Annotated in this window: 12 protein-coding genes and 2 pseudogenes; 7 read left to right on the forward strand and 7 right to left on the reverse strand. The window is 39.2% G+C overall.

Annotated features, from left to right (window positions below; translation table 11 throughout):
• Positions 1-29: 29 nt before the first annotated feature.
• The 3 genes from adk to galE all read right to left on the reverse strand — a co-directional run bounded on the left by adk (position 30) and on the right by galE (position 3,144).
• Entirely contained in the window at positions 30-674 is a 645-nt protein-coding gene (adk, locus tag DPV95_RS06590) for an adenylate kinase (RefSeq protein WP_005695482.1), read from the reverse strand.
• Positions 675-772: 98 nt separating this feature from the next.
• Positions 773-2,047: an MFS transporter gene (locus tag DPV95_RS06595; RefSeq protein ID WP_111406835.1), complete on the reverse strand. Its 1,275-nt coding sequence runs from the start codon at positions 2,045-2,047 to the stop codon at positions 773-775.
• Between the two features lie 80 nt (positions 2,048-2,127).
• Positions 2,128-3,144 (reverse strand): UDP-glucose 4-epimerase GalE, encoded by a 1,017-nt coding sequence (gene galE, locus DPV95_RS06600; protein WP_014064082.1) that lies wholly within the window; start codon positions 3,142-3,144, stop codon positions 2,128-2,130.
• A 205-nt stretch (positions 3,145-3,349) separates the two neighbouring features.
• On the opposite strand from galE, the gene DPV95_RS06605 reads away from it, so the two are divergent.
• Entirely contained in the window at positions 3,350-6,583 is a 3,234-nt protein-coding gene (locus DPV95_RS06605) for a S8 family serine peptidase (protein ID WP_111406836.1), read from the forward strand.
• A 166-nt stretch (positions 6,584-6,749) separates the two neighbouring features.
• On the opposite strand, the gene DPV95_RS06610 is transcribed toward DPV95_RS06605, so the two are convergent.
• The 4 genes and pseudogenes from DPV95_RS06610 to DPV95_RS06625 all read right to left on the reverse strand — a co-directional run bounded on the left by DPV95_RS06610 (position 6,750) and on the right by DPV95_RS06625 (position 8,559).
• Positions 6,750-6,947: a hypothetical protein gene (locus DPV95_RS06610; protein ID WP_111406837.1), complete on the reverse strand. Its 198-nt coding sequence runs from the start codon at positions 6,945-6,947 to the stop codon at positions 6,750-6,752.
• Between the two features lie 257 nt (positions 6,948-7,204).
• The gene (locus DPV95_RS06615) at positions 7,205-7,642 is read right to left on the reverse strand and encodes a hypothetical protein (protein WP_111406838.1); all 438 of its coding nucleotides are present in this window, start codon (positions 7,640-7,642) and stop codon (positions 7,205-7,207) included.
• Between the two features lie 3 nt (positions 7,643-7,645).
• Positions 7,646-7,759: pseudogene (locus tag DPV95_RS10715) on the reverse strand (toxin C-terminal domain-containing protein); the annotation flags it as partial.
• Between the two features lie 269 nt (positions 7,760-8,028).
• Positions 8,029-8,559: an inorganic diphosphatase gene (locus DPV95_RS06625; protein ID WP_005695476.1), complete on the reverse strand. Its 531-nt coding sequence runs from the start codon at positions 8,557-8,559 to the stop codon at positions 8,029-8,031.
• A gap of 200 nt (positions 8,560-8,759) precedes the next feature.
• Here DPV95_RS06625 and DPV95_RS06630 point away from each other — a divergent pair, with 200 nt between their 5' ends.
• From DPV95_RS06630 to gapS4b, 6 genes and pseudogenes are all read left to right on the forward strand, one after another.
• Positions 8,760-10,076: an NCS2 family permease gene (locus tag DPV95_RS06630; RefSeq protein WP_111406839.1), complete on the forward strand. Its 1,317-nt coding sequence runs from the start codon at positions 8,760-8,762 to the stop codon at positions 10,074-10,076.
• A 178-nt stretch (positions 10,077-10,254) separates the two neighbouring features.
• The gene (trhP, locus tag DPV95_RS06635) at positions 10,255-11,634 is read left to right on the forward strand and encodes a prephenate-dependent tRNA uridine(34) hydroxylase TrhP (RefSeq protein ID WP_111406840.1); all 1,380 of its coding nucleotides are present in this window, start codon (positions 10,255-10,257) and stop codon (positions 11,632-11,634) included.
• A 303-nt stretch (positions 11,635-11,937) separates the two neighbouring features.
• Positions 11,938-14,228: pseudogene (gene cas3, locus DPV95_RS06640) on the forward strand (CRISPR-associated helicase Cas3').
• A gap of 99 nt (positions 14,229-14,327) precedes the next feature.
• The gene (locus DPV95_RS06645) at positions 14,328-15,335 is read left to right on the forward strand and encodes a nucleoid-associated protein (protein WP_107820405.1); all 1,008 of its coding nucleotides are present in this window, start codon (positions 14,328-14,330) and stop codon (positions 15,333-15,335) included.
• 1 nt (position 15,336) lies between these two features.
• Positions 15,337-16,275 (forward strand): GapS4a family protein, encoded by a 939-nt coding sequence (gene gapS4a, locus DPV95_RS06650; protein ID WP_107820404.1) that lies wholly within the window; start codon positions 15,337-15,339, stop codon positions 16,273-16,275.
• 3 nt (positions 16,276-16,278) lie between these two features.
• Entirely contained in the window at positions 16,279-17,412 is a 1,134-nt protein-coding gene (gapS4b, locus tag DPV95_RS06655; RefSeq protein WP_111406841.1) for a GapS4b family protein, read from the forward strand.
• The last annotated feature ends 70 nt before the right edge of the window (positions 17,413-17,482 follow it).

Here is a 17,482-nt window from a genome sequence, read left to right on the forward strand (position 1 = left end):
TTCAAAGTGCGGTCAGTTTCCAGTCTATTTTAACCTAAGATTTTATCTAACTCTTGGCTTACAGCTTCCACTTTTTGAGTACCATCTAAACGGAAATATTGCGTATTACCTGCTTTTGCTTCAGCTTGGTAATAATCAATTAATGGGCTGGTTTGTTTGTGGTAAACCGCTAAACGATCTAACACAGTTTCTGGTTTATCATCTGCACGGATAATTAAATCTTCACCCGTTACATCATCTTTACCTTCCACTTTTGGTGGGTTGTAAACGATGTGATAAGAACGACCCGATGCTTGGTGAACACGACGACCACTCATACGTTCAACGATCACTTCATCCGGTACATCAAACTCTAAAACGTAATCAATTTTCACGCCAGAATCTTTTAATGCATCCGCTTGTGGAATTGTACGTGGGAAACCATCTAATAAGAAACCATTTGCACAATCTGGTTGAGAAATACGATCTTTTACTAGCGCCACGGTTAATTCATCCGGTACTAATTTTCCTTCATCCATTAATGCTTTTGCTTGTTTGCCTAATTCTGTACCCGCTTTAATCGCTGCACGGAACATATCCCCTGTTGAAATTTGTGGAATGCCAAATTTGTTCATAATAAATTGTGCTTGCGTGCCTTTTCCTGCACCAGGAGCACCTAAAAGAATAATTTTCATACGAATCTCCAATAAATAATAAACCTGTTTAAAATACCGTTAAAGCCTTGTTTGGTCAAATGATTTTGCTGTTAATTTTGACTGTACTTTATTTTATTTTAAGCTTTTTCAGTTCCTTTTTCATTCCATGGAGCCACCCAGAATAAACAAATCATTCCTGGGATAGCGAGGAATAAACAAATCCAGAAAAAATGATAGTAGCCTACTGCCTTAACCAAGTAACCCGATAACATACCAAGCCCTTTACTCGGTAAAGCAGAAAGACTGGTAAATAAGGCTAACTGAGTAGCAGTATAAAGTGGATTGGTTTCACGGGCCATAAAGGCGACAAAGGCAGCAGTACCCAGACCGACACCAATATATTCCCCCGCAATCACGAAACCTAATTTCCAAAGTTCTGCGGCGCCAATTTGGTCAAAATGCCCAAATGCCGCTAACCAAATAAATCCACCAATAGTGATTAATTGGATAAAACCAAATACCCATAATGCGCGGTTAATCCCTAAACGCAGCATGATCACACCGCCCACGAGACCAGCAGAGATACTCGCCCAAAGTGAGGTACTTTTTACCACCAACGCAATATGCTCTTTTTCAAAGCCCATGTCATAGACGAATTTCGTTTGTAACGTAGTGGCAAATGAATCGCCAAATTTATACAAGAATAAAAAGAGTAAAAAACCGATGGCTTGGGCGACACCTTTGCGTTGGAAGAACTCTTTCAAAGGTATCCAAAACACCATATAGAAAGGTTGATCACGATCAACCTGTGCAATCTGCGGTTCTTTTGCTAAAAAGAGCGTCATAAATATGCCCGCTAGCATACAAAGTGCAGTCAATAAAAAGACGGTTTCCCATGGATAAATTGTCGCTAAATAAAGCGAGAGCCCACCAGGAATTAAACCTGCAACACGATAAGCATTAATATGGATGGTGTTCCCCAATCCTAATTCATTATCCGTTAAAATTTCACGACGATAAGCATCGAGTACAATATCTTGTGTCGCAGAGAAAAAGGCAATAAATGTGGCAATTTTAGCCACTGTACTTAACTCTGCTACGGGATCAAACTGACTAATCACATAAAGTGAAATCAGCAAAATCACTTGAGAAATCAATAACCAACTACGACGACGCCCTAAAAAATGCGGGAAATAGCGGTCTAATAACGGTGCCCATAAAAACTTCAAACCATATGGCACCATCACCCCTGTCAATGCACCGATTAATTCAACGGAAAGTTTCTTATCTGTCAGCCACACTGGCAACATTTGCAATAACACGAAAAGTGGTAAGCCCGAACTAAATCCAGTGAAAACACAGATCAGCATTTTGCGGGTAAATATTTGACTAGAAAGGGATTGTTCTGACATAAAGTGCGGTTATTTTTGAGCGTGTTTTATCTGATTGAAATATTAAGGGCGGAATGATACTCCGCCCAACAAGAGTGAGATTAATCTCGGTATCCTTTCGGATTATTTTTTTGCCAATTCCAGGTGTCTTTCATCATTTGCTCAAGACCACGTTCTGCTGTCCAATTTAACTCTTTTGCTGCAAGACTTGGATCGGAATAGCAGGTTGCAATATCACCCGGACGACGTGCCACAAGACGATATGGAATTTTAATATTGTTCGCTTGCTCGAACGCTTTCACCATATCCAGCACAGAATAACCGGTACCTGTACCTAAGTTATAAATGTGTAAACCTGCGTCATTTTCATGGCGATTTAATGCTTTTAAGTGACCAATCGCTAAATCCACTACGTGAATATAATCACGTACACCTGTGCCGTCATGAGTATCATAATCGCTACCAAACACGGAAAGTTGCGGTAATTTACCGATCGCAACTTGGCTGATGTAAGGTAATAGGTTATTTGGAATACCATTTGGATCTTCACCAATCAAGCCGCTTGCGTGAGCGCCCACTGGGTTGAAATAACGTAAGATCGTCATACTAAATTGTGGTTCAGCTTTCGCAACATCGGTCAGAATTTGTTCCACCATGTATTTAGAGGTACCGTAAGGGTTGGTTGTACCGCCCACTTTGCAATCTTCTGTAATTGGAATAATTTCCGGATCACCATAAACCGTTGCAGATGAACTAAATACAAAGTTCCACACACCTGCTTTTTTCATTTCTTGAATGAGAACAATCGTACCTGCGACGTTATTCATGTAGTATTCAGCCGGTTTTTGGACACTTTCTCCCACGGCTTTTAAACCTGCAAAATGGATTACCGATTGAATGCTGTTTTCGGCAAAGATTTTTTGTAATAAAGCACGATCTAAAATATCGCCCTCATAAAATTTCACGTCTTTGCCCGTGATTTCTTTTACGCGTTCTAAAGATTTTGGGGATGAATTGCATAAATTATCCAATACCACCACTTCTTTATTTGCATTTAATAATTCCACTACAGTGTGTGAACCGATATAGCCTGCGCCACCCGTTACTAAAATAGCCATGAGTTACTCCTTAATTATTTTTGTTCGTAAATTATAACATTGATTTCTACGATACATAAATTTATCCCCTCTTTTGACCGCACTTTGGTGTGATCGTTGTCACAGAATAAACATTTTTCTCTAGAATTTTGATTTGAGTCATTGAAGCACCTCTCGATGAGGCGAATAATAGTCTCCTAAAATCAAAAAGATAAAGGAAGACAATATGAAACCTCAAACACTTCAAAAAACCGCACTCGCACTACTTGTTGGTTGGTATGCTGCGAATGCAGCCGCTTATTCTGAACAAGGCCAAGCCGGTAATACCAAAAGTTGGGAAAGCGCTGAATACCTCAAAGACTGGGGCTTAACCTCAATGAATGCCTCCACGGCTTATGCTCTTGGCTTTAATGGTTCAGGCGTAAAAATCGGTGTGATGGACTCAGGTGTGCTATTAAACCACCCTGAATTTCAAGACGGTCGAATCCACGTTGTAAAAACGGAAGGGACTTATAGTAAAGATGGCATGCGTTATCCCGATGCATCGGTGGGAAATGGTCCAATTAATAAAAATGAACCAGTAAAAAACGGTAAACGCAATTTCGATAAAACAGATAATGGCATCTTCACTAAAAGTGAAGCCTTCAATATTGACGGAGCATGGCATAAATATACCAATGATGCGCACGGTACGCATGTTGGCGGGACAATGGCGGCAAGCCGTGACGGCAATGAAATGCACGGTGTGGCTTTCGGTGCTAACCTCTATTCTGCCAATACTGGTGGTAACGACAACATGACCTATGGTCCAAACCAAGACTATGATTTCTTCTTACAAGGCTACTCTGCCCTAGCGGATGTCGGTGCCAAAGTAATTAATAACAGTTGGGGTTCAAACCGTCGTGTTAATTCATCCTTTGCGGGTGCCTTAGGCTATAAACCCAAATATGATTGGCGTAATGTGCCTGAATATGGCGTGCAATATTATGATGTACCAAAAGCACCTGAGCCAATTTCTAGTCCTGCGGCACATATTTATTTAAGTAACTTAGGCGAAGCTGAAAAAGCTTATTATCAATTTGTCACGAGCGGTGAAAAAAACTTTGTTGATGCGGCTTATGAAGTGGCTAAAAATAGAAAAGTGATTCAAGTCTTCACGGCGGGTAACCGTAGCATGATGGCTGAATCTTTTACGCGTGCCATGTTGCCTTATTTCAGACCTGATGCAGAAAAATACTGGGTAAACGTCACGGGGCAAGTCGGTGGTGAAGGCTATCCGAATGACTCAAATGACGATGTGAGTGATGAAAAAGCAGGCGCAGATATTCAAGAATTTAACCTCGCCGGCCATTCAAAATGGTGGACGATTGCAGCGCCATCCGCCAACATCTATTCCTCCTACATTCAATTACAAGACAACAATACTTATGGTGACCCTATTTACAAATCAGCTGGTGGTACTTCAATGGCTGCCCCACATGTAAGTGGTGCATTAGGTGTCATCTTTTCTCGCTATCCATACATGACAACCGATCAAGCGCGCTATGTTATGCTCACTACTGCGAGACAAACCACACTTCGCAAAGGGCTTGAAGGTAAACCATTAGAACGTTGGGAAACTGAACAAGGTGTACCAAGTAACGTTTGGGGTTGGGGGATTTTAGATCTTGGCAAAGCGATGTTTGGCCCGGGTCAATTCTTAGGAAACATGAAAATCAACCTCAATCAAAATGATGTTTGGTCAAATGATATTAGCGATAAAGCCATTAAAGCACGTCAAGTCGAAGATCAAGCTGAAGCCGCCACTTGGACAACACGCAAAGCAGAATTACAAGCGTTAATGCAAAATCGTGCGGGCGCAACAGCAGAAGAAAAAGCAGAATATCAAGTCGGTTTAGCACGTGAAGTGGCTCGTAATGAACGTGCCGCACAAGGCTATGTCGGCACATTAACTAAAAATGGTTCAGGTACCTTAACGCTCACAGGTAATAACAGCTTCACCGGTGCAATTACTGTAAATGAAGGTCAACTTTCAGGGTTAAATCAATCCCTTGGTTCGGCACAACAAGTCATCGTAAAACAAGGTGCAACATTGGAAGTGTTACCGAAAGCGGAAGTTACTAAACCAAGTGAGAATGGATTTGTCACCGAAACCTTAACCAGCACCGCGAAAACGGTCACCGCAACCGTGGAAAAAGGTAGTCGTTTGTTATTGAATAATGGTATTGCTAACGTCAATGCAACCTTTGCAGACGGTTCTATTTTAGTACCAAATAAATTTGATGAAGAAATTCTGCCTCAATTACAAAAAGATCCACAAAAAGCGGTATCTGTGCAGGGTACTGGCTCATTTGTGGGAGCTGAAAATGCGGTAGTTGAAACACCTCGCACTTATGATTTCTTTGCCGTTAAAAATGAAAGTAATGCAAATACGCTGAAAGTAACTGTTCAGAAAAAAGCCCTTTCATCTGCAGCCACCACTGAAAATGAAGTGGCTATCGCCAATGCATTAGATGCAGCAACAAACAGTGCGGCTTACCAAAGCCTCATTTGGGGAACAAAAGAGAATGCTCGCCAAACTTTTGCTCGTCTAAGCTATGATGAAGATCTCGCAGCTCAACAACACAATGTGTTAAATGGCTTATTGCTTCGTCAACAACTTGCCCAACCAAGTGCGGTCAGAGCTCAACTTAATGCAGGTACACAAATTTGGACAAGTGGCACCTTCACCCACTTCAGCACGGATAGTTTAAGCAGCCATGCGTACAATCAACTTGTGGGTATTGATGCAACCATTGATACAAACAAACATTTAGGTGTATTTGTTGGTTCAACACAAAATAGTCACAAAATTGACCGCACTTCGAAAGATCGTGCCGTACATTTAGGCTTAACAGCTGAACATCGTTTCAACGTATTAACACCGAAAATTGGCTTTATTCAAAGCTGGGGGAAACACGAACAACGTGCAGAATTTGCGCAAGGTGTGAAAACTCATAGCCAAACACAAAATGTCTTTGCTGAACTTGCCTACACAGGCTTAAAAGGGGAACATTTTGCGATTGAACCTTATGCTGGCGTAAGCTATATGCACATCAAAAATAAAGGTGTGACTAAAGACGAAGTGCAGTTAAAAGACAACAATCGTGATTTAATCGTCACCTCTGTAGGTTTACGTCCATCCATTCCATTTGCAATTGGTGGCGTTCAATTAAATCTATTAGGTGATGTGGCTTATCATCGTTTCCATAAAGATAAAGCCGCTGAAGGCAGCTTGGTTATCAATAATCAAGGTGTAGCGAATCTTTATGGTAAAGAATTGAAAAATGTTGTCACGACAGGTGTCGCATTACAAGCTCAATTTACACCAGCATTTAGCGTAAAAGTCGGCTATCAAGGTGCTTATAACCATGATACGAAAGCGAATAATGTTAATGCAGAATTACGTTTCTCGTTTTAACGATATTCAATAAGACAAAAGTGCGGTCAGTTTTTGAGAGGTTTTAAAACCCTTTGAAAATTGACTGCACTTTGTATTAGATGTTTTAAATTATATGCCTTTCAAACAACTAAAAGCGTCTATACCCCAAAGACTAAGATCTTGATATTTTTTTGAAATATATCTCTTACTTCCTCCTAGATATTAAAAAATGTATAGGCAAAATGATAAAATGCAGTTTTAGAGACATCATAAAAGCTTCCTCAATTAATAAATCATAATGGATATATTTTATCCCCACATCCATTTGAGCATAGAACAATACAATAAAAAATAAAATAACGGCTCCAAAGAAAGATAGTAAAGTTAAAATAATATTCTTCATTATTTACCTCCCTCTTTCTCATTACAGCTATCTCTATAATATATAAAACCGAAAGACAATATCAAAACTATAACAGCTCTAATAATCTTACTTGCTTTCATTTTTGATCCCTTAACTAATTTATCTTCGATGTTATAAATATTTTCTGCTACTTAACTAATGCTTGAAGACATCAATTTTTTAACCTCGCGATAGTTCGACTTTTCTACTCATACTTAAAAATCAATTTCATTTGATTCAGATTTTACACCTAATTTTTATAATTCATTATAAAAACTAATCACATCCTCAGTTTTAACCATCCATTCAGATATTCTAAAACCATCTTCATTTATTATTTCATGAATACCTATGTAATTCTCAATCATAGATAAATCAAATTTAGGAAAATCTTCTAAAAAAATTATTTTATTCTGCACAAACGAATTTTCCTTGTCATAGTAGATAACCCATGATGAAAAAAAATTTAAATTGACGGGATCATGCATTGATGTTATCAACAAAGAATGATCTCTTTTTTCCAATCCTGTTGCTAAAGATTTTTTCCAATTTCTTTTATACTCATCAGAAGACCAATAACCTACTGGAATATGTAGTTCTTCAGAATACTCTCCTAACCGAATTCTAGCTAAAAGATGTTTTCCGTAACCATTATCAAAAGGGCTATTCTCATCTTCAAAAAAAATACCGAACATAAATTAATCCTTAAATCTATTCAAATATTTATCATAAGTACCTTGTCGATTTTCTCTCCAATCCATCATTTTCCATCCATCGAAAAAATTATAATCACCTACATCAGGAGTAATATAATTTTTACAATTCTATGTATCATAGTATACCCAACATTTCCCATTTATTAAGAGATAAGACATTTAATCTTTTCATTTAGACCGGATATCTACATAACCATAATCTTTCTCACAATGAGATTTTGCATTTCAGTTCAATCTTATTACGAGTATAGTTAAAAACATTCTGATTCTAGGAGTGTATGTAGCTCATTTTTATTGTACTTTTATTCATCTATAAAAACAAAAGGCATCAATCTGATGCCTTTTCAATTTATTAACATGAAAAATTAACGTTCATTCCAACGTTTGATTGATTCACGAATCACTTCTTTCGCTTCTTCTACATCACCCCAGTGAGTCACTTTCGTTGAACCTGGTTTTTTTAATGCTTTGTAGTTGTTGAAGTGGAATTCAATTTGTTTGATTAATTGTGCAGGTACATCTGCAAGGCTGTTGTATGCATTGCCGGTATCGCGGTCATCTGCTGGCACACAAACGATTTTATCGTCCACTTCGCCATCATCAACGAATTTCATCACACCGATTACTTTTGCTTCGAGGAATACACCTGTTGCAAGTGGTTGGCGAGTTAATAATAAAACGTCTAACTCATCACCATCTTCGTCTAAAGTTTGTGGAATGAAACCATAGTTAGTTGGTTTTGCGAAGATCGCTGGCTCAACACGGTCTAATTGGAACGCTGCAACTTTACGGTTCCATTCGATTTTGTGGCAGCTACCTTCTGGAATTTCATTTACCACGTTGATAATGCCGGCATCTACATCGCCTGGCGTTAAAATTTGATTAAAATCAGCCATTGTTTTTCCTTTTTTTGATTACGTTAAAAACTTTCAGAGTATAGCAGTTTTTAGTCGATAAAAAAATACGCGAAAAACATCCTCAAAACTGACCGCACTTTCCCGCCAGACTGACAAAAAACGATTACGCAAACGTTTACTTTTAAGTAATTTGCTATAAAATAGCACGTCTTTTTTTGATTATTAACCTAGGGGACTTTATGTCAAGTTTAGAAAAAACCTTTGAACTCAGCAAACGCGGTTCAACGGTTCGTCAAGAAATCATTGCGGGTTTAACCACCTTCTTAGCCATGGTGTATTCCGTGATTGTTGTGCCTAAAATGCTTGGTGATGCAGGCTTTCCGGCTGAATCAGTGTTTATCGCAACCTGTTTAGTGGCAGGTCTTGGTTCGATCTTAATCGGCTTTTGGGCAAATGCGCCAATGGCGATCGGCTGTGCGATTTCATTAACTGCCTTCACCGCATTTAGCTTAGTCATTGGTCAACATGTTTCTATTCCTGTGGCATTAGGTGCTGTATTCCTTATGGGTTTGGTGTTCACCTTAATTTCTGCAACAGGTATTCGCTCATGGATCCTACGTAACCTGCCATCAAGCATCGCGCACGGTGCAGGGATCGGGATCGGCTTATTCTTACTTTTAATCGCCGCAAACGGCGTAGGCTTAGTGGTCGGCAACCAAGCGGGTTTACCGGTTAAATTAGGTGACTTCACCTCATTCCCTGTAATGATGTCCTTAATCGGTCTTGCATTCATTATCGGCTTAGAAAAAATGAAAGTAAAAGGCGGGATTTTATGGGTCATCATCGCGATTACTATCGTCGGTTTAATCTTCGATCCAAACGTAACATTCAATGGCCAAATCTTCAAAATGCCAACCTTTGGTGAAAACTCACTTTTCTTACAATTAGATCTCCAAGGTGCATTACAACCTGCCATTTTACCGATTGTTTTTGCTTTAGTGATGACAGCGGTATTTGATGCAACAGGTACTATTCGTGCTGTGGCAGGTCAAGCGGACTTATTAGACAAAGACGGACAAATCATCAACGGTGGTAAAGCCTTAACCTCTGACTCCGTAAGTAGCTTATTCTCAGGTTTATTCGGTACTGCGCCAGCAGCCGTTTATATCGAATCAGCAGCAGGGACAGCCGCAGGCGGTAAAACTGGTATCACCGCTATCGTGGTCGGCGTATTATTCTTATTAATGTTATTCTTCCAACCACTTGCATTCTTAGTGCCTGGTTATGCAACTGCACCGGCGTTAATGTATGTGGGCTTATTAATGCTAAGCAATGTGAGCAAATTAGACTTCAATGATTTCGTGGGCGCAATGAGCGGCTTAGTTTGTGCGGTATTCATCGTGCTAACGGCAAACATCGTAACCGGTATCATGCTTGGCTTTGCGGCATTAGTGATTGGTCGAATCGTGAGTGGTGATGTGAAAAAACTCAACATCGGTACAATTATCATCGCCATTGTCCTTGTCGCATTCTATGCTGGCGGCTGGGCGATTTAATTAAATACAATTTTGATAAGGCGAACAATAGTTCGCCTTTTTTATTTCTAGCCTTAAAAACAATCGAAAAACCAACCGCACTTTTACTTTACAAATCCCTAAATCCGCCTAAAATACAGGCCTTTAATACGGCTTGCCAAAAGCAAGCTACTGACCTGAAATCAGACAAGAGAATATTATGACAACCCCATTTAAACCTGAATTACTCTCCCCTGCGGGCTCCCTCAAAAACATGCGCTACGCCTTTGCGTATGGCGCAGATGCCGTTTATGCAGGCCAACCACGTTATAGCTTACGTGTACGTAACAATGAATTCAATCACGCCAATTTAAAAATCGGGATCGATGAAGCCCATGCGCTTGGCAAAAAATTCTATGTGGTCGTGAACATTGCACCGCATAATTCCAAACTCAAAACCTTTATCAAAGATTTACAACCTGTGATCGACATGAGCCCAGATGCCTTAATTATGTCTGACCCAGGCTTAATTATGTTGGTGCGTGAAAACTTCCCGGATATTGATATTCACCTTTCTGTACAAGCGAATGCGGTAAACTGGGCAACGGTAAAATTCTGGAAACAAATGGGGTTAACTCGTGTGATTTTATCGCGCGAATTATCCATTGAAGAGATCGCTGAAATTCGCCAACATGTGCCCGATATCGAACTCGAAATCTTCGTACACGGTGCGTTATGTATGGCGTATTCTGGCCGCTGTTTACTTTCTGGCTATATCAACAAACGTGACCCAAACCAAGGTACTTGCACGAATGCTTGCCGTTGGGAATACAAAATGGAAGAAGGCACCACGGATGAAGTGGGCAACATTGTGCCGAAAATCGATCCCGCTCAACAAATCGAAGTGAAAAATGTGGCGCCAACTTTAGGCGAAGGTGCAGTAACAGATAAAGTCTTCCTTTATACCGAATCACAAAAACCAGATGAACAAATGACGGCGTTTGAAGATGAGCACGGCACCTACTTTATGAACTCAAAAGATCTGCGTGCCGTACAACACGTGGAAAAATTGACCGCACTTGGTGTGCACTCTCTAAAAATCGAAGGTCGCACTAAATCATTCTATTACTGCGCAAGAACCGCTCAAGTTTACCGCAAAGCCATTGATGATGCGGCTGCGGGCAAACCATTTGATGAAAGCTTAATGGATACATTGGAATCCCTTGCGCATCGTGGTTATACCGAAGGTTTCTTACGTCGTCATACGCACGATGAATACCAAAATTACGAATACGGCTACTCTATCTCTGAACGCCAACAATTTGTCGGTGAATTTACCGGTAAACGTAATGAACAAGGTATGGCCGAAGTCGCAGTGAAAAACAAATTCTTGCTTGGTGATGAAGTGGAAATGATGACCCCACAAGGCAACATCGTTTTTAAAATTGAAAAAATGCTCAATCGCAAAAACGAAAATGTGGAAGCCGCACTCGGCGATGGCCATTTTGTCTTTTTAGATGTACCACAAGACATCCAACTTAATTATGCCTTGTTGATGCGTAATTTGGTCAATACCAACACACGCAATCCACACAATTAATTTGTTAAAAAATTGTTGCGTTTGTTAAAGAGTGTACTATAATACATCCCATACCTGATTTGTTAATTCAACAACTCATAGTATGACTCCAAATATTTTGCCCTTTCACTTTTTTGAAAGGGCTTTTTTTATACCTTAAAAACACGCTCCAAACTCATATAAAACACTCCATTCTTAAAATTAATTAACTTCATATTATTTATGAAAAAATATATAAATTAATGAACATTGACATTAAAATAAAGTTAGGAGTACATTAAGCAATAATCATTAAAAGTAATCATAAATATAAAGGATTATTTTATGTTTGCGAAGCTCTCCTACTACGCCCATTCCGCCCAAGACGAACTCGGCAATCTCTTACCTTACGAACATTGGCAAACCTTACAAAGCCATTCGGTAAATGTTGGCGAAATGGCGGCGGAGTTTGCTCGGGTATTCGGTGCGCAGGAAATTGCCTGCCAGACGGGACAGCTTCATGACTTAGGGAAATATTCGGAACCCTTTGACCGCCGATTGCATGGTGGCCCATCAGTTGATCACGCTACCGCCGGAGCCAAAATTGCCGTCGAGCGTTGGGGAAATGTAATCGGCAAGCTAATGGCATTTTGCATTGCGGGGCATCATGCCGGGTTGGCAAATGGAAACGGCGAAGGTGATAACCGCCGCACATTAAAGCAGCGTTTGGCTTTGAAATTTGGCGAAGATATTCCCGTTCTCGATAACCTGTGGCAACAAGAAATCAAACTCCCTCAAAACCTGTCTGCACCGCCACTCAAAGCCGACGCGCATCATCCTTTTTTCTCCTACGCCTTCTTCACCCGAATGCTCTATTCCTGCTTGGTGGATGCCGATTATCTCGACACCGAAGCCTTTTATCTAAAGCTAGAAAACAAAGCCGTCGAGCGAGGCGGTTATCCCGATTTAAACGCCTTACAACACAATTTCAATCAATTTATCAACAAGTTCAGACGACGTGTCGCCCAAGCTCCAGCGCAAACCGAAGCCGAAAAACGCAATGCCGCCTTAAACCGCCTGCGCAGCGAAATTCTCGATTACGTCGTAGAACAAGCGGCACAACCGCAAGGGCTGTTCACTCTCACTGTGCCGACGGGCGGCGGTAAAATCTTCACTTCCATGGCATTTGCGCTGGAACACGCCAAACGACACGGAATGCGGCGCGTAATTTACGTGATTCCGTTCACCAGCATCATCGAGCAAAACGCCGCTGAGTTTCGCAAAGCCTTTGGCGAATTGGGCGAACAAGCCGTGTTGGAACACCACAGCACCTTCGACGACGGCAAACTGCAAGACGACGCCACCAAAGACAAATTGCGCCTTGCCTCGGAAAACTGGGACGCGCCGATTGTCGTGACCACCGCCGTGCAATTCTTCGAATCCCTCTTTGCCGATCGCTCCTCGCGCTGCCGCAAGCTGCACAACATCGCAGGCTCCGTCATCATCCTCGACGAAGCACAAATGTTGCCGCTCAATCTTTTACTGCCCATCATGCAAGCCATCAAAGAATTGGCGCAAAACTACCGCTGCAGCATCGTCATGTGCACCGCCACCCAGCCAGCCGTGCAAGCCGAAAACGGCTTCTATCGAGGCTTTGAAAACGTGCGTGAAATAGCCCCAAAACCGACCGCACTTTTCGACAAACTGCGCCGCACCACCGTGCAACACATCGGCACACAAACCTACTCCGACTTGCTAGCCAAACTTGGCGAACACCCGCAAATGCTCGTTATCGTCAATAACCGCCGCCACGCCCGCAGCTTGTACGACCAAGCCAAACACCTTGATGGCACGTTCCACCTGACCACCTTAATGTGCGCCAAACACCGCAGTCAAAAGCTTGATGAGATCCGAGGCCGTCTGAAAACGGCGAACCTTGCCGCGTCATCGCCACCTCCTTAATCGAAGCCGGCGTTGATGTGGATTTTCCACTGGTAATGCGCGCCGAAGCAGGTTTAGACAGCGTTGCCCAAGCCGCCGGACGCTGCAACCGCGAAGGCAAAAGGCCGTCTGAAAACAGTTTTGTCTGGATATTCGCGCCCGAAGACAAATGGAAAGTCCCGCCCGAACTCGCTACCCAAGCCGCCGTTATGCGCCTGGCCGCCGACAGCTTTTCAGACGACCTCTTATCCACCCAAGCCGTCGCCGCCTATTTCGCCGAGCTTTATCAATTAAAAGGCAGCGAACTGGACAATAAAAAAATTCTGAAAATGCACAACGATACAGGGCAAAGCCTCGATTTCCCATTCCAAACCATCGCCGACAAATTCCGCATGATCGAAAGCCATATGCAGCCGCTGATTATTCCGTTTGATGGTGAAGCCGAAAGCCTCATTAGCAGCCTGCACCACGCCGACCACATCGGCGGACTCTTACGCAAACTGCAACCCTATACCGTCCAAATCCCCGAAAAAGCCCTCGCCGCCTTGTATAAAGCAGGGCGTATCGAACCGATTAACGAGAAAAACTTCGGCAAACAGTTTTATACGCTGATCGGGCTGGATTTGTATGATGAAGTGGCGGGGCTTTCTTGGGATGATACAGAGTTTTTGAAGGGAGAGAGTTTGGTGTTTTAATTAACTTAACATCTTTAGAAAAAAATATTGCATTCTCCTAAAAGTAGGGAGATAATTGACTCGTAATGAAAATTACGAGTGATTGGTGGAGATAAGATAATGACTGAGAAATTTGATTTAAGTGAAGCAAAAGTTGAAAAAGTAATTGTTCATAAAATAGGGAATCAGTTCAGAGATGAAGGTATGCAGTTATCAGATGCTGAACTAGAAAGCCACTCAGCGTTAGATGAACTTTTATTAAAACATTTTCTTCTTCCTGTTTTAAGGAGTGAAAATGAATATACTCTAACTCATGAATCTAATATCAATCTTAATTTAGTTAAGCATTATACATCGCTGATATTTGAAGATAATGAAAATTTCTTTAATGCTTCTTTGGCTATAGCAAAACATTTATATATTTGCTCATCTCATCCAAATATTGGCGGAGGCGAATTTATTGAAATATTATTTACTGGAATAAAATATGCTGAACAATATATTCAGGCTATTGGCTTATTTAGAATTGAGACCAAAAACAGTTATTTAGATGTTGAAAATCACAATGGAATCATTGAGATTATTAAACGAGATGGTATTGCTATCGATTCTATTCAAAAAGGCGCTGTAATTTTATCTATTGAAGATACTACTTTTATTATTGATAGCTTAGGAAAGAAAACCAAATATTGGTTAGAGTCATTTATAAAAGCCACTCCTAAAAATACCCCTAAAAAATATACACAGATAATCGGTGGCATTAGCGCTGCAATTTCCAAGAAAATTACGACTCCAGAAAGTATGTTGAAATTTTCAGAATCTTTAGCAAATGAAGATTCATTCTCAATTAATCAATTAAAAAAAATATCTAGTAATTTTCTTCATGAAGAAGATATTAATTCTATTGTGGATGGATTTGGTGTTAAACATGGGATTGATTTAGATGTGAATTTTTTAGTCGATAAATCAAGGCTATCAAAATATATCAAAGTAATATCAAAGAAAATTCCGTTATTAGATGGTGTAGATATTTTGATTTCAAATCCTAATACAAAGATTATGTCATTTGAAGTTCAAAAGACTGATTTTGGCTTTAAAGCAATCGTTGATATTAAAGAAGGAAAATAATATGGCAGGTGAAATTTCAAAAAAATCTGGTGATATTGGTGAGAAGATTGCTGAAAAATTGTTAGAGAAAATAGGATGGAAAGAACAAATTCATAATATTTCGATTGCATGCTCTGATGATAATCACGTCAATAGTTCAGGAAATCAAAAGAAAAGTCATGGAGAGGATATAATATATTTATATGATACTCCATTTCATGATGATACAACGGTTATAGCTCATATTTCTGTTAAACATAAAATGGAAGGATATGGAACTAGTGAGTCTGCTGTTACTAGCGAATTCAGGAATCATATTAAAGGGCTTGAGGAAATTATTGCATGTGCAAAGTATGATGAAGGGTTCAATTCATTGATTGGATTGACTACCATCAAAAAAAATCGAAAAGATATTGGGATACTGATATGGTTACATAGTAATAAAAAGGAAATTGATCGAAGCATTTTGCCTATTATTGCAAAGTCTAGACCAGATTTAAAGGGCGATACCCCCTATTATATTATAGATGGCGCTAGAGCAAGCTTTCTTTTAAAAGTAATAAATGATTTAGAAAAACGATCTAATAAAGGAGAATATCAATTTTATTATCCTAAGATCGGAACTTCTATTTCAGTTGAATCAGATAGAAAAGGTCATTTTTTACCTATAGAGTTAATTGTTTCAGATATTATACCAGCTATTGTTTCAGTAGATAGTCAAAATCAATTTTACTTATATAGTAGGGAAAGTTTCAGCGATATAGTGTATAAAAATCTTATGGCCTATGCTTTAAATTTTTCTGCTGGCTTAGTTTCAAAAATTTATATTGGATTTCCTGATTACAATTCGGTCATCAATAAAGATATGGCTAAAATGATTCGTTCTTCATTTAAAGATAGAAGAGAAGAGATCATTCCTTTTTCTTACAATAGTTCAATTTTAGATTTGCTTCAGGAGTAAACAATGGAAAATAAATTAGATCTAAAAGGTTTGATTCCATCTGGAAATGAATTACGAGTTCTTCTCAATAGCAAACATATTTCTGAAGGTGAAATAAATAATACCTTAAAAAATAAAGGTGTATTTTGTGGGAATAGCGATAAAACTTTTTCTGTTCCCCTTCTTGTCGCTACACTGTTAACATCAAATGAATACTCTAATATTATTGATAAATCAATGGCAAGAAATTTAAAGCCTAAAAGTAAAATTTCAAAATTAGAGTTGTCTAATGAAGGTGCAAATTGGAAGGAACCTTTAAAAAACTTATTTTCTTCTGATTTTGATATTTTTCAAGATATTCCTAATATTGAAATAAATACTAAACCAAAACTTACATTTATTGGAGATAATAAAGCTAAAATTCAATACGAGATAAAGAGAAAAGATTTTAGCAAAGATTTTTTGAATAGAGAGCTTGATTTTTCTGGAGAAATTATTATTGAAAAGCAAGATGATGGAATTAGCTTAGAATCTATTTATACTCATACATCTAGTGAGACCGAGCTCATAAACCGTAGGCTTGGAGTTGCGATCGCGAAAAAACTAAAACAATCCGGTGTTACTAAGAGTGATGTAGAAGAGAGAATTACTTTTGATAGTTTTAAAGATATAGAGAGAGTTAGGTTTTTCAAAAGATTAACAGGTGGATTAGGTGAATATTTAAAATTAGATAATGTGAATGAAATAGTTATTAGTAGGGAAGGTTCGAAAACCCCATTACCTAATGATCCTAAAGTCTCTTGGATGAATAACACAGTTACATTAATGAAAATTGATGGAAATAGGCTACATGATATTTTTTTGATGTCAGATGAAATATATTATAAATATTACTATATTCATAATATGCTTGTAACCTATAAGTATTCTGGTTCTTCAAATTCAGGAATCTTGAAAATATGTTTTTTCTTTAGTTCATCGTCAAGAAAAAAATTATCATTTGATAAAGATGCTGAACTTACTTTTGTGATAACAGGATCTAACTATGAAAATCAGCCAACTGCTTCGAGCAGAAAGAATATTGAAAATGATATATCAGAGAAAATTAGAACAATGATTAAAACTGAATATCAGAAGATATTAAGTGAAAGAACATAACTATATTATAATCTTATATTTTTTAGCGTTTAAATATGGTTTATCGAAAATAATTTATAGTATCGTATTC

This window comes from Haemophilus parainfluenzae, assembly GCF_003252755.1.
GTDB classification, from domain to species: domain Bacteria; phylum Pseudomonadota; class Gammaproteobacteria; order Enterobacterales; family Pasteurellaceae; genus Haemophilus_D; species Haemophilus_D parainfluenzae_N.

Coding starts and splice junctions, on each gene's coding strand:
- adk (WP_005695482.1), bottom strand. CDS start 674: ATGAAAATTATTCTTTTAGGTGCTCCTGGTGCAGGAAAAGGCACGCAA.
- DPV95_RS06595 (WP_111406835.1), bottom strand. CDS start 2,047: ATGTCAGAACAATCCCTTTCTAGTCAAATATTTACCCGCAAAATGCTG.
- galE (WP_014064082.1), bottom strand. CDS start 3,144: ATGGCTATTTTAGTAACGGGTGGCGCAGGCTATATCGGTTCACACACT.
- DPV95_RS06605 (WP_111406836.1), top strand. CDS start 3,350: ATGAAACCTCAAACACTTCAAAAAACCGCACTCGCACTACTTGTTGGT.
- DPV95_RS06610 (WP_111406837.1), bottom strand. CDS start 6,947: ATGAAGAATATTATTTTAACTTTACTATCTTTCTTTGGAGCCGTTATT.
- DPV95_RS06615 (WP_111406838.1), bottom strand. CDS start 7,642: ATGTTCGGTATTTTTTTTGAAGATGAGAATAGCCCTTTTGATAATGGT.
- DPV95_RS06625 (WP_005695476.1), bottom strand. CDS start 8,559: ATGGCTGATTTTAATCAAATTTTAACGCCAGGCGATGTAGATGCCGGC.
- DPV95_RS06630 (WP_111406839.1), top strand. CDS start 8,760: ATGTCAAGTTTAGAAAAAACCTTTGAACTCAGCAAACGCGGTTCAACG.
- trhP (WP_111406840.1), top strand. CDS start 10,255: ATGACAACCCCATTTAAACCTGAATTACTCTCCCCTGCGGGCTCCCTC.
- DPV95_RS06645 (WP_107820405.1), top strand. CDS start 14,328: ATGACTGAGAAATTTGATTTAAGTGAAGCAAAAGTTGAAAAAGTAATT.
- gapS4a (WP_107820404.1), top strand. CDS start 15,337: ATGGCAGGTGAAATTTCAAAAAAATCTGGTGATATTGGTGAGAAGATT.
- gapS4b (WP_111406841.1), top strand. CDS start 16,279: ATGGAAAATAAATTAGATCTAAAAGGTTTGATTCCATCTGGAAATGAA.